Raw genomic sequence first — 13785 nt, forward strand, 5'->3', positions numbered from 1 at the left:
AAGCGCCGACGGCGCGGCTCGGGCGAAGATTCTCGCGATCCGATCACGTTGTCTGCCCCCTAAGCGTCCCGGCGGCATCATGGATTGCGGCACGGATACGGTTGTAGGTGGCACAACGACAGATATTGCCGCTCATGGCGGTGTCGACATCCCCATCCGTCGGCGAGCCGACAGTGCGCAACAAGGCGACTGCGCACATGATCTGCCCCGACTGGCAGAAACCGCATTGCGGAACGTCGCGCGCCAGCCAGGCAGCTCGGACCGCTTCGGCCTCGGCGCCTTCGACCGCCTCGATCGTAGTGATCTGAGACGACGCGACGATTTCCAGCGGTAGCGTGCAGGAGCGCATGGGCTGACCATCCACATGGACGGTGCATGCGCCACATTGGGCCACACCGCACCCGTATTTGGTACCGGTGAGCTTCAGCGTGTCGCGAAGCACCCATAGAAGCGGCGTCTGGCCGTCATCTTCGACGTGGTGAATCTGGCCATTGACGAAGATCGCGTACGACATGAACAACTCTCAGGATTTCAGCTATTTCACCTGAGAGGCTATTCTTTTCCGGCTCAGACGAACACGCGCGATCCTTTAAATAAATTGCCCATTCCTACAAAGACTCGATCATCCCGGCCCTGACGAGCAGGTCTACAGGCATGATGGCACAGCCCCATCAGCGAGCTGATTACTCATGCCCATGGTCGAAGACGTGCCATTGAACAGGGCGGAATATGCGCGCGCCTTATCGGTCGGCATGGGCTCGACTTTTGATTTCACGGCGGCGCCGAAGGCCAACAGTAAGCCCACGGGAGCTGCGACGAGTATGCCGTTCAAAGTTCTGCGTCTGGATTTCGTCATGGATTTTCCTCTCTTGATCCTTATCCCTGAAAGCCGCCTGCTTCGAGAAACTCTGCTTCCTGCGCAGTTGTGGCGCGGCCCAGCATGAAATTGCGGTGCGGAAAGCGTCCGAAACGGCGGATGATGTCACGGTGGCCTTCAGCGTGATCGAGCCATGGCTGCCCCAATCGCGCATTGAGTTTCACCGACAGGTCCTGGTCGGTAATATTCTCCGAATGCGTGAACGGCAGACAGAAGAACAGTCTCAGATCGGTTGAAACATGGTCCATGTGTCCGGCATCGAGCGCCAGACGGGCATAGTACCGCGCCAGGGGATCGGTCGCATACATGTGGGCTGTCCCGCGAAACGCGTTGCGCGGAAACTGGTCGGTCAAGACTAGCAGGGCGAGCGCGCCTTTCGCGTGTTCGATCCAGCCCTCATAACGCCGCGCCGCGACTGCCATATGAAGATCGAGGAAGCGGTCACGGAAGAGGCGATCGAATCCCTCATCCTTGTCGAACCACTGACCACGCACACCGGCGTCCTTCCAAGAAGCCGACGACGTCCGAAATCAGCACCTCATCTCCTCGGGACCGCGCCCTAAGCATGGCGATCATGATGAAGCCTCCGGCTCTACAGGCTTACCCCTGCCTGGAGCATTGCCATGGATCAGGTCGCGGCCGGCATAGATACCGCCGACCGTCTCGATCTCGAGGCGCTCAGCGTCACGCTTGCGGATGTCGGCCATCAGCTCGGATGCAGTATCCGGTTCGTCGCCGAGCACCACCAAAGCGCGCTCGCCGAGCTTGAGTGCGGATTCGAAGGTCTCGCGGATCTGGAACTCCACGCCGGCGTGAACCAGCTCAATGGCATGCTCGCGATCCATCGAGCGGGCGAGCACCGGAACAAGGGGAAACTGGTGTTTCGCGAGTTCGGCGATGGTGCTCGCGGCATTCGCATCATCGACGGCGATGACGATCGCCTTCGCGTGTTCCGCGCCGGCGGCATGAAGAATGTCCAGCCGCGCGCCGTCGCCATAATAGACCTTGAACCCGAAGTCCTCGGCATCGCGGATCGCCTGCGTGTCTGTCTCGATGATCGAGATCGAGTGGCCGCGCGCCAAAAGCGGCTGGCTGACGATCTGGCCGAAGCGTCCGAAGCCGATGAGAAGCACGCCGCCCGACAGGTTCCCAGCCACTTCCACGCCGTCCATTGATTGCGCCGTTTTGGGCAACAGGCGGTTGTGCAGGATGATCATCAACGGTGTCAGCACCATCGAGACGATGATGATCGCGGTCAGGGTCGCGTTCCATTCGGGCGTGAGGATGCCGAACTGGGTTGCGGCGGCATAGAGGACGAAGGCGAACTCGCCACCCTGCGCCATCATGACGGCACGCTCCACAGCCTCGGCATTGTCGGATTTGAGGAGGCGGGCGACACCGTAGATCACCGTCATCTTCAGGATCATGTACGCTGGTACGGAAATGGCGATCACCACCCAGTTCGCCGCGATGATGTCGAGGTCGAGCGCCATGCCAACGCCGAGGAAGAACAGGCCGAGCAGCAGCCCGCGGAAGGGCTCGATGTCCGCCTCGAGCTGGTGGCGGAAGGACGATTCCGACAGAAGCACGCCGGCGAGGAAGGCGCCCATCGCCATCGAAAGCCCGCCCGCCTGCATCAACACCGCAGCACCGAGCACGACGAGCAGGGCCGCCGCCGTCATGATCTCCCGGACGCCGAACCTCGCCAGCAGGCGGAACATCGGGTCGAGCAGGTAACGCCCGGCAACCACCAGCACCGCGATGGTCGTAAGCCCGATGCCCACCCCCGTCAGCCGGTCGCCCAGAGTCACGTTCTCCCCGCCCGGCGCGAGGAAGGCCACCAGCGCGAGAAGCGGCACGATGGCCAGGTCCTCGAATAACAGGATGGCGATAATTTTCCGCCCCTTCGGCTGGGCGATCGCGCCGCGTTCCTGCATCATCTGCATGACGATGGCGGTGGAGGTCAGCACGAAGCCGGCTCCCGCCACGAAGCTCGCCCCGACCGGATAACCGAGCGCAAGGCCCACCGAGATCAGCGTGAAGATGGCGAGGCAGACCTGCAGCGCGCCCAGCCCGAAGATCTCGCCGCGCATGCTCCAAAGCCGCGAAGGCTGCATCTCCAGCCCGATGATGAACAGAAACAGCACCACGCCGAGCTCGGCGACATGGATGATCGCCTGCGCGTCGTCGAAAAAGCCTAGTCCGAACGGTCCTATGGCAAGGCCCGCGGCGAGATAGCCGAGCACCGACCCGAGTCCCGCGCGCCGGAACAGGGGAATGGCGACGACCGCCGCCGCGAGAAGCACGACGACGGGAATGGGATCGAACGCCGCATGGTGTGACGCTTCGGCGGCGTGAGTGGCGGCTTCGGTGGACATCGGTCAACCTCTCGTTAGTTGCCAAGCGACCAGCCCGGCGATGACAGCCGGCACGGCGAAGACGACGAGGAGGATCGGCAGTTCCTGCGCCACGGTGTATCCGGCCTTCGCCACGCCGATCCACATGTTGACCAGCGCCACGGCCAGCCAGACAGGCACGAAGACCTTCGCTGCCGTCGTGATCCCGGCGACATCGCCGCCCCAGAGCTTCCCGAACAGGGCGAACACGCCGAGCAGGAGGACGCCTCCGGTGATGACAAGCAACATATGCATGAACGGTCCTTCCCCTCGTGATGGCAAAAGGGCGGCCTCACTCTGTGAACAGGCCGCGCCGAACTGTCCGAGATCCTACTTGGTCGTGTAACCGCCGTTGACAAGAATGGTCTGGCCGGTCATCCACCAGCCCTCCGAAACCATGAAGCGGATATAGGGAACGATGTCCTCGATGTCGGTCAGCCCGGTCTTGGAGAAGCTGGACAGCGCAGCCGCCGTCTTGTGATAGGCGACGGCGTCTTCGCCCTCGGCCGGATAAAAGAAGGGCGTGTCCATCGGGCCAGGGCCGATCGCCGTCACCGATATTCCGCGATCGCCAAATTCTTTGGAGGCCGCCCGCGTGAAATGCTCGACCGCCGCCTTGGTGCCGGCGTAGGCCGCATAGAAGGGCGTAAAGGCGCCGAGCAGCGAGGTGACGAGCGTGCAGATCTTGCCGTTGTCGTTGAGGTGCTTGCCGGCTTCCTTGAGGAAGAAAAAAGCGGTCTTGGAATTCACCGCCGTCATCTCGTCGTATTCGACTTCCGAGATCTCGACGATGGGCTTCTTCAAGACCTTGCCAACGGTGTTGATGGCGATGTCGGGGTTGCCGATGGCGGCGACAGTATCGGCAAACAGCTTCTCCATCGCACCTGCCGTGGTGAGGTCGGCCTGGAACGCGACAGCCTGGGCCCCGGCGGCCTTGGCGGCGGCGACGGTCGCGTCGGCATCGGCCTTGGTGGACGCGCTGTTGTAATGAATGGCGATCGCCTTGGCGCCATGGGCGGCGAGATCGCGTGCGATCAGCCCGCCGAGATTCTTGGCTCCGCCGGCGATGATGACGGTTTTGCCCTTGATGCTGTGGTCGGTCATGGGGGTGGCCTCCTTTGCCAATACGGCGACCACATCGACGGCCGCTTTCGTTATGAAAGCATATCGTCTAGGATTGGCTGATAAAGACGATCACTCTAACATCACTTATCAAAATATCGGCACAATGAAGGGCCGCCCTCCCATTGGATCGTATCGACCTGTTCCGTATCTTCACCCGCGTCGTCGAATGTTCGAGCTTCACCCGCGCCGCCGATACGCTCGGCGTCCCGCGCTCATCGGTGTCGGCTGCCGTGCAGGAGCTGGAGGGCCGCGTCGGCGCGCGGCTGCTCCATCGCACCACGCGCAAGGTGTCGCCGACCCAGGACGGCACTGCCTTCTACGAGCGCTGCCTGCGGGTCATCGCCGATGTCGAGGATACGGAAAACCTCTTCCGGCAGACGGCGGCGCAGCCGTCGGGCAGGCTGCGGATCGATGTCCCGGGCCGCATTGGACGGCTCGTCCTCGCGCCGGCGCTTCCTGAATTTCTCGATCTCTATCCTCGCATCGATATCGACCTTGGCGTCACGGATCGCGCTGTGAATCTGGTGGAGGATAGCGTTGATTGTGTCGTACGGGTTGGCCCCTTGAGCGATTCAGGCTTGATAGCGCGCCCGATCGGCAGGCTGCCGCTCATCAATGTCGCCAGCCCAGCCTATCTGGAACTCCACGGAACACCCCACGCAGTTAGCGATCTCGGGCACCATTGGGCGGTCAATTATGCGTCGCCCTCCAGCGGGCGGGTCGAGGCTTGGGAGTGGATCGAACACGGTGCGCTTCGCACACTGCCATTGCGTGGCCGCGTCACCGTCAACAGCGCCGAGGCCTACATCGCCTGCTGCCTCGCGGGCCTCGGGCTGATCCAGATTCCGGCTTATGATGTGCGGCACCATATCGAGGCGGGAGAGCTCGTCGAAGTGATGCCGGACCACAGGGCCGAGGCCATGCCGATGACCCTGCTTTATCCTCATCGCCAGCATCTCTCACGGCGATTGCTGGTGTTCGCGGATTGGCTCGAGGCATTGCTGAGACAGGACGTAGCTGGGGGATAGGTATTTGCGAGCTTTTCGCATCAAAGTACCCACGGTTTTCCGCCTTTCGCCGGCCCCGGCCCAGTGGCTCCCGGCTCTAACGCCGTAGAACAGCGCGGCCAGCCAGCCTCCCTTCCATTTCTGAAAAAATCGCAGGCTCGCTGTTGGTTCACGATGGTCAGGTCGTTGCCCTAGAAGTTACCGCCGATACGAATGCCGAATGTGTGGTTCTGCGCATTGCCATCGAAGCCGAAAGCTGTGCGGTAGTCGAAACTGAGCGTTATGTCATTGTCGAGCTTGGCGTCGATGCCAACCCCGACCGTCAGGTAATCGCGCATGTAGCGATCAAGATCGAGTGCGTAGGGCGCGGTTCCGAGATCAGAATATCCAATGCTGGCCTGGCTCGATCCAGAGAAGTCGTGGGTGTATTCCAGCCGTCCGCGCGTGTTGAGCACACCCCACTCCATCGGAATTGCGTGTTCGGCGCGCATGCCGATAACCCCCGCCAGCATATCGAATGTCTGATCGCCAAAAGACAGGCTATAGGGTCCTGCCCCCGTCTCGGTAAAGCCATCGAGCTGGGTATGGGCGACCTCAATCCGACCGTAGGGTGAGAACATCAGGCCATTGCTTCTGTGTTCATAGCCAGCGGACAATGATCCGAAGAATTGTGTACCGCCCCGGCTTCCGGTGGCGAAGTCGCCAGTCGTGGTCACATAGCGCGTGCTGTCGAAGTCGAGACGGCTCACCCCCAGAAGACCGTCGAGATAGAACGGTGCGGGATGATAGCTGCCATAGAGCGCAGCGCTGAATGCCTGTCCTGTGCTTGTTGTCCCACTTGAACCGATGTCTGTCCTGTCTCGGCCATAACCGAAACCGATGCCGGCGACGACGTCCGGCGCAAAACGATGATCGACGCCGCCGCTGACGCCGACGAGGGTGTGCCCGAGATCGATGCTGCCACGTTCACTGGTCCCGAAATTGACGAACCCGCCAGTCCAGAAGGCCGTGTCGCCAAACGGGGCGTTTATCGGCTGCGTTGCATTTCCAGTTTCCACGCCTAGTTCTTTATGCGACCGTCCCATGGTGCGACCGGCGGGATCGTTGCCCGGTCTTTCCTCCTCAGCTTTCTTAGGTTCGGTACGGTCGGCGTCTTGCGTGACGCCCATGCGAATATTGAGCGATTGCGCATGTCGGCTCTGGTCGCTGTGCAGCCGCTCCAGGCGATCGTTGAAATTGCTGATCTGAGTGGTAGCAAAACGCTGAGCCGTCTGTGCCTGAGCGTTGATGAGGCCGATTACCTCCGTATCCTGCGACGGATCGGGGCGATAAATGCCGCCAAGCGTCAGACTGTAGGCCGCCTTGCCGGTCAGCCCGTTCTGGTCGCGCACCGTGACGACGACGGTGTAGTTCCCCGGTGTAGTCGGCAAGCCGTGGATTGTGCCTGTGCGCGGTTCGACGCTCATTCCTTCCGGCAGCCCGGTCGCCGAGAAGCTGTAGGGTGCAGTGCCGCCTGATACGGAAACAGCTTGGGTGTATTCGACGCCGGCTGTCCCTCCTGGAATTGAGCCTGACGCCGGCGAGAAGGTGAGGGCGGGTGCGATATAGGTAAAAGCGGCGGTCAAAGTGGTCGTACCGCCTGGCGTCGTCACTGAAACATCGGTTGAACCCGCGGCATTGGCCGGTGCGATGGCGGTGATCTGCGTATTGCTGATAACCGCGATGCCGGTTGCCGCCGCGCTGCCGAGCGTCACGCTGGTCGTGCCGGTCAGATGGTTGCCGGTGATCGTGAGGGCGGTTCCGCCCAACGTGGAGCCGGCTGCAGGAGAAATCCCCGTCAGGCTTGGCGGAGCAGGAGCGACAACAATGGTGTAGCTTGCCGAAGCCGAGCCTGAGATTGCAGCGGTCGCGGTAACGTTGATGGTGAAGGTACCATCTACGTCTGGGGTTCCTGTGATGTTACCGGTAGCCCCGTCGATGATGAGGCCGGATGGCAGGCCGGTGGCGCTGAACGTAATGGTTCCGGCACCACCAGATGCGGAAATAGAACCATCGTTGTAGACGGCCCCGACCACGCCCGCGCTCAAGGCAGAGCCGTTAGCCGGCGACAGGGAGACGGGCAGCGAGGCCGCCGCGACGACGATAATATAACTCGCGGTGGCCGCGCCCGAGATTGCTCCGGTTGCGGTGACCTCAACGGTGAATGTGCCATCGGCCGTCGGCGTTCCCTTAATCGCGCCGGTCGCAGGATCAATCGACAGGCCGGGCGGCAAGCCGGTGGCGCTGAACGTAATGGTTCCGACGCCGCCCGTCGCGGTAATTGAACCATCGTTATAGGCGGCACCGACCACGCCCGCGGTCAAGGCAGAGCCGTTGGCCGGTGCCAGGGAGACGGGCAGCGGGGCGGCCGCGATGACGATGGTAAAACTCGCGGTGGCCGTGCCGGAGGTTGCTCCGGTTGCGGTAACGGCAACGGTGAAGGTGCCACCGGCCGTCGGCGTACCCGTGATCGCGCCGGTCGCTGCATCAATCGACAGGCCGGGTGGCAAGCCGGTGGCACTGAAGGTGATGGTGCCGCCACCGCCGGTCGCGGAAATCGAACCATCGTTATAGGCAGTGCCGACCAGGCCATTCGACAAGGTCGAGCCGTCGGACGGCGTGAGAGCGATCGAGCGCCCCACGGCCAAGGGTGTTCCGTCGGTAAAAGCCGCATTGCTGTTGCCCCCGACGTTGTCGACCGCGTTTGCCAGGATATCAAGACGAAGGGTGCCTGACCCGGATATATCATCGACCTGAACGGTATAGGTTATGTTGTCCGAGGTCTGCAATACCCCCAGCCTCCCGGAGGCGGTACCGCTTGACGTTAGCACCAGGTCGGATCCGGTAAACCCCGTGACCGGCTCGGAAAACGTGACTTCGAACGTCACGCTGTCGGCGTCGGGGTCGGGACTACCGATCACCCTGGTTGAAACAACCTCGGGGTTTACAGCGTATATGAGTACTAAGCTGGTCGAGCCAATGTTGTTGAGCGTGAGATCCGCATTGGTGCCCTGAATGTCCCGGATGGTACCGCCGTTTGCCACGATCGCCGTACCAAGCGATATGCCGCGAAGCGCTACATCCCCCTGCTGGACAGTGTAAGTAAAGACAGAAGAGCTGCTTCCATTGCTTGACAGACTGGCATGACGTGTTGTGGCGCCAATCGCCAAAGGAATATAAGGCGCTCCTCCCCCCGTGTTAACGTCGACATTTCCGTCCCAGCTGACGGTAAAATCCAACCTGTCTCCGGTTCCGTAATAGCCATTGGCTGGCACGGAAACGGATACCACTGTCGGTGGTGGAGTGGCTGCCTCGACCGCTAGCGTATAGGTTGTTTCCTTCGCGTGGGCTCGGGTATTCGCCGCCTGCACGGTGAAGGTGAAGCTCCCCGTTTCCGTCGGCGTTCCCGACAGTTCGCCGGTATCGGCCAGTGCCAGACCTGCTGGCAGCTTGCCACCGGTCAGGGTGTAGGAAAAATCCAGATAGCCGCCTGTGGCTGTAATCGTCTGGCTAAAGGGGACGCCAGCGGTTGCCTTGACCAACGTGGCCGGCGAGATGGAAATTTCCTCAAAAGTGAAAACGATCGAGCAGTCCGCCGTGATGGGGCTGGTATGCCACCCGGTGCCGACAGCGTGAATACCGCATCCGCTGGGCTCACGATATGTCGCGCCCGCATCCGGTGAGACTGTGGAGAACGCTATAATGCGTTCTTCGGAAACTTCCGCAGGGCTGCTGATCGTCGTCTGGGGATCGTCACTGAGGGTCACGTTGGTAACCCGGCCCGGGCCGTTGGATGACCAGGTAACCGTGTGGTCCCGGGCGGGTGCCGCAATCACCGGGATCGTCTGTGTGGCCTTTTGCGAGTCGTTGAAGTTGGCGTCGCCTATACTCTGGGCGCTCAGCACGCAATTGCCAGCATTCAGAAAAGTCACGACACCGTCGGAAACAGTGCATATGTCACCGCTTTCCGTCTTGACCTCGACAACCACGCTCTGGCTTACGCGCAGGGCGCGAGCGGTCACTGCATAGGTCTGACCGACACCTGCCTGGCTCGGCGGAATTGTGTCGAAATAGATGCTTTGATCCGCCTTGGCTATATCTATGACGACGCCACTGCTGACGCCAGGTTCATGGCTTTCGTCGCCTGAATAAACAGCCGTGATGATATGCTGGCCAGCGCCAAGCTCATTGGTTGTTATCGTGAGGCTGGCCCCATTGGTAGTGTCGAATGAGACTGGGTCGCCAATCCTTGTGTTTCCATCCATGAAGGTAATTTCACCATTCGGCTTCGCGCTCGTTCCTATGACGATCGCCTTGATTTCAACCGTCTGGCCGTAGACTCTGCCTTGCGGCAGTTCGTCCACCAGGACGGTCGAAGCCGCCTTGGTGACGGTCAACGTTGCCGGACTTGAGTAGACGCTCTCACCGTCCTTGCTGACCACAGCGCGATATCGCGTGCCGGATTCGCTCACGCGAACTGGTTTAAAAGTGTATGTACTCTCGGTGGCGCCCGAAATTGTCGAGAAATCAAAGCCGTTCGTGCTGACCTGCCATTCATAAGTCGCATCGCTGGCACTGGTCGTGACGGAAAACGTGACGAATTGCCCGGCTGCCACCGTCAGGTCCTGGGGATGCTGCGTGATAGCAGGAGGGGCAGCTTGCGCCGGCGAACCGCACAATAACACGAGCGCCACCAGCAGAAATGCTGACCAGCCGCGTCTCAGGTTCTTCCACGTCGGTGAGGAATCCCTATGCGTTGCATGGAGGCGCAAATTTCTAAAGAAAATGGTCTCAGTCGGGATCATACGAACACAAATCTCAGTCGGGAAAGCCTGACGGTACGAGGAAGCCACCGAGGGAGCGATTTTCCACCTCGGTTGACTTCGTTCTCTCCGTCAGTGGCCACTAGAACTTTACGCCCAGACCAATTTTGACGGCCTGCTGGTCAACATCGACGTTGATGCCCTGAAGATCCTTATCCCCGTAGTCGCTGTACCTGTATTCGACGCGGCCGAATATGTTGCTGTTGAAGGCGTAATCCAGACCGGCGCCGACCGTGTAGCCGTTGAATGTTGCTTCCTCTTTGCCCAATCCCGGCACGTCGACATAACCACGCGTCGCTGCCCAACCGGCTGTGGCGTAGATGAGCGCGCGATCGAACGCATAGCCAACGCGTCCGCGTACCGAGCCTGCCCAATCGGTGCCAAAATCTGCGCCAAAGATTTGCTGTTCATTCCAGTTGTATTCGAGATCGCCTTCAATGCCGACGACGAGTCTGTTGTCGAATTGGTAGTTGTAGCCGGCGAAACCACCAAAGAGCCCACCATTGGCGTCCTCGGATCCGGCGATGCCGAAACCGGAGAATTCGCCATTTGCCCAACCGCCGCCGCCCTGAATACCGAGATATGCTCCCGACCACATAAAGGTCGGTGCATCGACAGAACCGGACGGTGCTGGATTTTCGGGAGTGAGATCGGCCGCAATCGCCGTAGATGCGGTGAGCAAAACAAGTGCAGATAGAAGGCATGTTCTCATGTGGTCGGCTCCGATTCCGTGCGAAAGTTGCCGTTGAATTGATGACCCGCCAGCCTCGCAGGCAGCCATCGAGCGATCTAACGTCCCGAGCAGAGACGTCCTGTGGTGATGGCGCGCGTGAAAGCCTCCAGCGCGCGCCAATGCGCCCAGACAATCAACACTTCGGAGCTGATGGTAAGTGTGAATAAGAGCGACCGGATAAATCTATCCCAGCGCGCAAATTGAACCGTTCAGAATAATCCAGCTACGCAAACTCAGGTTGAGGCTTGCGAGCGCAGATAGCAGCCATCAACGACCCCATTGGGAAGCTCGGTCGAACCAGTTTTGCGATTCGCTCGTCCCGACTATCCGATGTCTTTGCGCTACGGCCCGCGTCTCGCGCGGTGTGATGCCGTAAAGGCGCTGAAATGCGCGCGTAAAATTGTGAGGATAGGTAAAACCGTGCTCGAGACCGATTTCTCCAATGGATTTGTGGGCTTGTGCGGGATCGCGAAGTGCCCGGCGCGCCATATCTAAGCGCCGCCCCTGGATATAGGAAGCAACTCCGCCATCGTTCGAAAAGAGATAGCCGAGCTTGCGCAATGACATTGTGAAGGCTGCTGCAATTCGAAAGGGAGACAAATCCGGTTCCAGTGCATGAGCATCGATATAACGGCGGATACTTGCAAGTTGCGCCCCGGCTATCCCTTGCATCGAATCTTCTCTCGGGACACCATTGAGTGTGGCGGCGACAAGTTCGAGCGTTGGCGCTACCAGCGTCGCGGCCTGTTTCTCGTCCAATTGCGGCAATATCCGGAAAAGGCCCTCGACGTGGTTGCGGAGCAAGCTCACCATCGGCTCGTGAGCCGGGAGGACCCGCATATTGTGCTCATCGGGGTTGATCAACAATCGCGCGAGGAGCGGGCGGGGGACGAAGAGAGTAAGATTGCAGAAATCGCTGGCTGATCCCGCATGGGCCTGTGCCGCGTCATGAACGATCATGTCTCCCGGGCCGGCGTAAGCTTCTTCTCGGCCGTCATGGCGTCTCCAATGACCATCGATAAAAAACTGTATTTCGAAGTGATCGTAACCGTCCGCGCCAATGCGATAGTTGGAACGACTAAGTTTTTGGGCCACGCTGACACAGTGTGTGAGCAACACTTCTCCGAAGCGAAATGTACAATGTGTGGTGTGAAATTCATTTGCCTGGAAAATGTTGAAATCGTAGAGTGAACCAGCTGATTCTTCCCAGAATTCAAGAGCTTTCTTTAGAGAGATCGCGCGCGTATCCGTTTTGAGTAAAAGCGTGGGATGCTCTTTTTTGATCATCGCTCTTCCGGTTTCTCTCTCCAGCAGTATCAAAGCACGCCTTCATCGACATTCCAGGATATCTGCGCGGCATTGCCCTATTCTCAAAATATCTCACGGGTTCTTGAAAAAACTATTAGTACGATCACAGATCGATCACCATCCAAGTCCTGTTGATTGCCGAGCAGCCCACCCTGGATCCCTTGTCGAGGAAGCCCGAGCACACGGCTACGAGATCGACCAGCTAAAGCGAGATATGCCCCAGTTCCGGCAGCGATCCCACTCGATAGAACGCCGATGCGGCTGGACATAGGCGCTAATCTCTCCGATCGACGACCACCGATTTTTTTCTGACTGCTTTTTTGGACAACTGCCTATCCTTCCACTGCGCTCGCTTTTTATCATTGCTCGACCTTCGCAACGGCGAGATTGTTCAAGACGCCGACCGATAGCAATCCTCCACGACCGGGTTCGGGTTTGGCCAGGAAGGTGTTACCCAGCGCCTTTAGAATGTCTGCATTTTCGGCGAACGCGCTGTGTCCAAGAGCATCGTCCTGCTTGGCGTCGAAAGCGTCGATCACGGTGATTTCCATTTAGCTTTAGCAATTTTTCATAGGGCCGGAGAAGCAAGGAAGCTGAGCGAATTTTCGGGGAGACTTTTCCGTATTTGTTGGCCATATCGAAGGTCGTAGGTGCGTCAGCTGGGTCGCCGACCCGTTTCGGCCGACGCGGGACCTCGATCTGCTGGGCTATGGCGAGAACAACCCAAAGGCCATGGCCGAGGCTTTCCATGCCATTTGCACGCAGCCGGTCGCCGATGGCGGCGTCGTTTTCGACGTGGACGCCCTCGAAGCCGCGCCGATCCGCGAGGAAATCGAATATGGCGGTGTCCGCGTGCGCACGACTGCCACCATTGCAGGGGCCCGCATTCCCATTCAGGTGGACATAGGCTTCGGTGATGCGACCACGCCTGGGTCAGTCGACATAGAATACCCATCGTTACTCGACGCGCCTGCGCCGCACCTGCGGGCTTATCCGGTTGCGACCGTGGTTGCGGAGAAATTCGAAGCTATGGTGACGCTCGGCATGGCGAATAGTCGCTTGAAGGATTTCTACGATCTCTGGCTGATCGCGGAAACTTTCGAGCTTGAGCGGTCGGCGCTCACAGATGCGGTGCAGCAGACTTTCACGAGGCGACGGACGAATCTTCCGAAAGAGAGGCCAACAGGTCTCAGCAAAGCCTATGCCGAAGTTTGGGATCGGCAGTGGCGGGCGTTTCTCGGTCGCGAACGTATGGCGGCCGCTCCTCTCGAATTGGCCGTGGTTATCGCTGACCTTGCTCAGTTCCTCCTTCCATTGACTGAGTTCGCCGAAGGCAATTGGCGCTGGGAGCCGCGCAAAGGGTGGGCCTTGTTGAAGATGGGCCAGGAAGAATAAGAAGGTCCGGCAGGACAGGGTGTCTCCATCGACTCGGCCGCAGCTCACGGGGATTATCGCACCATACCGGACTTCATCATGG

The 13785-nt window shown here is 59.8% G+C and carries 12 protein-coding genes; 2 read left to right on the forward strand and 10 right to left on the reverse strand.

Going from position 1 to position 13785, the window contains the following annotated elements; all coding sequences use genetic code 11:
• Nucleotides 1–43 precede the first annotated feature (43 nt).
• The 6 genes from YH62_RS26250 to YH62_RS26275 form a co-directional block, all read right to left on the reverse strand.
• A complete protein-coding gene (locus YH62_RS26250) occupies nucleotides 44–514 on the reverse strand; it encodes a (2Fe-2S)-binding protein (RefSeq protein ID WP_046797271.1) in 471 nt (156 codons plus the stop codon).
• Between the two features lie 132 nt (nucleotides 515–646).
• Nucleotides 647–856, reverse strand: a complete 210-nt coding sequence (locus YH62_RS26255; RefSeq protein ID WP_046797272.1) for a hypothetical protein — start codon at nucleotides 854–856, stop codon at nucleotides 647–649.
• 20 nt (nucleotides 857–876) lie between these two features.
• Entirely contained in the window at nucleotides 877–1371 is a 495-nt protein-coding gene (locus YH62_RS26260) for a DUF924 family protein (protein WP_046797273.1), read from the reverse strand.
• Nucleotides 1372–1449: 78 nt separating this feature from the next.
• Nucleotides 1450–3255 (reverse strand): monovalent cation:proton antiporter-2 (CPA2) family protein, encoded by a 1806-nt coding sequence (locus YH62_RS26265; RefSeq protein WP_046797274.1) that lies wholly within the window; start codon nucleotides 3253–3255, stop codon nucleotides 1450–1452.
• A 3-nt stretch (nucleotides 3256–3258) separates the two neighbouring features.
• Complete coding sequence (locus YH62_RS26270; RefSeq protein ID WP_046797275.1) at nucleotides 3259–3528, reverse strand: hypothetical protein; 270 nt, start codon at nucleotides 3526–3528, stop codon at nucleotides 3259–3261.
• 75 nt (nucleotides 3529–3603) lie between these two features.
• Complete coding sequence (locus YH62_RS26275) at nucleotides 3604–4377, reverse strand: SDR family oxidoreductase (protein ID WP_046797276.1); 774 nt, start codon at nucleotides 4375–4377, stop codon at nucleotides 3604–3606.
• 143 nt (nucleotides 4378–4520) lie between these two features.
• On the opposite strand from YH62_RS26275, the gene YH62_RS26280 reads away from it, so the two are divergent.
• Complete coding sequence (locus tag YH62_RS26280; protein WP_046797277.1) at nucleotides 4521–5426, forward strand: LysR family transcriptional regulator; 906 nt, start codon at nucleotides 4521–4523, stop codon at nucleotides 5424–5426.
• 170 nt (nucleotides 5427–5596) lie between these two features.
• Here YH62_RS26280 and YH62_RS26285 read toward each other — a convergent pair whose 3' ends face one another.
• The 4 genes from YH62_RS26285 to YH62_RS26300 all read right to left on the reverse strand — a co-directional run bounded on the left by YH62_RS26285 (nucleotide 5597) and on the right by YH62_RS26300 (nucleotide 12847).
• Nucleotides 5597–10249, reverse strand: coding sequence for a putative Ig domain-containing protein (locus YH62_RS26285; RefSeq protein WP_082118530.1), 4653 nt, complete (start codon nucleotides 10247–10249; stop codon nucleotides 5597–5599).
• 100 nt (nucleotides 10250–10349) lie between these two features.
• Nucleotides 10350–10979: an outer membrane protein gene (locus YH62_RS26290; RefSeq protein ID WP_046797279.1), complete on the reverse strand. Its 630-nt coding sequence runs from the start codon at nucleotides 10977–10979 to the stop codon at nucleotides 10350–10352.
• Between the two features lie 288 nt (nucleotides 10980–11267).
• Entirely contained in the window at nucleotides 11268–12287 is a 1020-nt protein-coding gene (locus YH62_RS26295; protein ID WP_245282198.1) for a helix-turn-helix domain-containing protein, read from the reverse strand.
• A 380-nt stretch (nucleotides 12288–12667) separates the two neighbouring features.
• Nucleotides 12668–12847, reverse strand: coding sequence for a hypothetical protein (locus YH62_RS26300; protein WP_137326773.1), 180 nt, complete (start codon nucleotides 12845–12847; stop codon nucleotides 12668–12670).
• A gap of 163 nt (nucleotides 12848–13010) precedes the next feature.
• On the opposite strand from YH62_RS26300, the gene YH62_RS26305 reads away from it, so the two are divergent.
• Nucleotides 13011–13703, forward strand: a complete 693-nt coding sequence (locus YH62_RS26305; RefSeq protein ID WP_245282211.1) for a nucleotidyl transferase AbiEii/AbiGii toxin family protein — start codon at nucleotides 13011–13013, stop codon at nucleotides 13701–13703.
• The last annotated feature ends 82 nt before the right edge of the window (nucleotides 13704–13785 follow it).

The sequence above is a fragment of the Rhizobium sp. LC145 genome, from assembly GCF_001005825.1.
GTDB lineage: Bacteria > Pseudomonadota > Alphaproteobacteria > Rhizobiales > Rhizobiaceae > Neorhizobium.

What these genes read in the sequence shown, in the direction of transcription:
- YH62_RS26295 (WP_245282198.1), bottom strand. Translation starts at nt 12,287, where the DNA reads ATGATCAAAAAAGAGCATCCCACGCTTTTACTCAAAACGGATACGCGC.
- YH62_RS26290 (WP_046797279.1), bottom strand. Translation starts at nt 10,979, where the DNA reads ATGAGAACATGCCTTCTATCTGCACTTGTTTTGCTCACCGCATCTACG.
- YH62_RS26275 (WP_046797276.1), bottom strand. Translation starts at nt 4,377, where the DNA reads ATGACCGACCACAGCATCAAGGGCAAAACCGTCATCATCGCCGGCGGA.
- YH62_RS26250 (WP_046797271.1), bottom strand. Translation starts at nt 514, where the DNA reads ATGTCGTACGCGATCTTCGTCAATGGCCAGATTCACCACGTCGAAGAT.
- YH62_RS26270 (WP_046797275.1), bottom strand. Translation starts at nt 3,528, where the DNA reads ATGCATATGTTGCTTGTCATCACCGGAGGCGTCCTCCTGCTCGGCGTG.
- YH62_RS26265 (WP_046797274.1), bottom strand. Translation starts at nt 3,255, where the DNA reads ATGTCCACCGAAGCCGCCACTCACGCCGCCGAAGCGTCACACCATGCG.
- YH62_RS26285 (WP_082118530.1), bottom strand. Translation starts at nt 10,249, where the DNA reads ATGATCCCGACTGAGACCATTTTCTTTAGAAATTTGCGCCTCCATGCA.
- YH62_RS26255 (WP_046797272.1), bottom strand. Translation starts at nt 856, where the DNA reads ATGACGAAATCCAGACGCAGAACTTTGAACGGCATACTCGTCGCAGCT.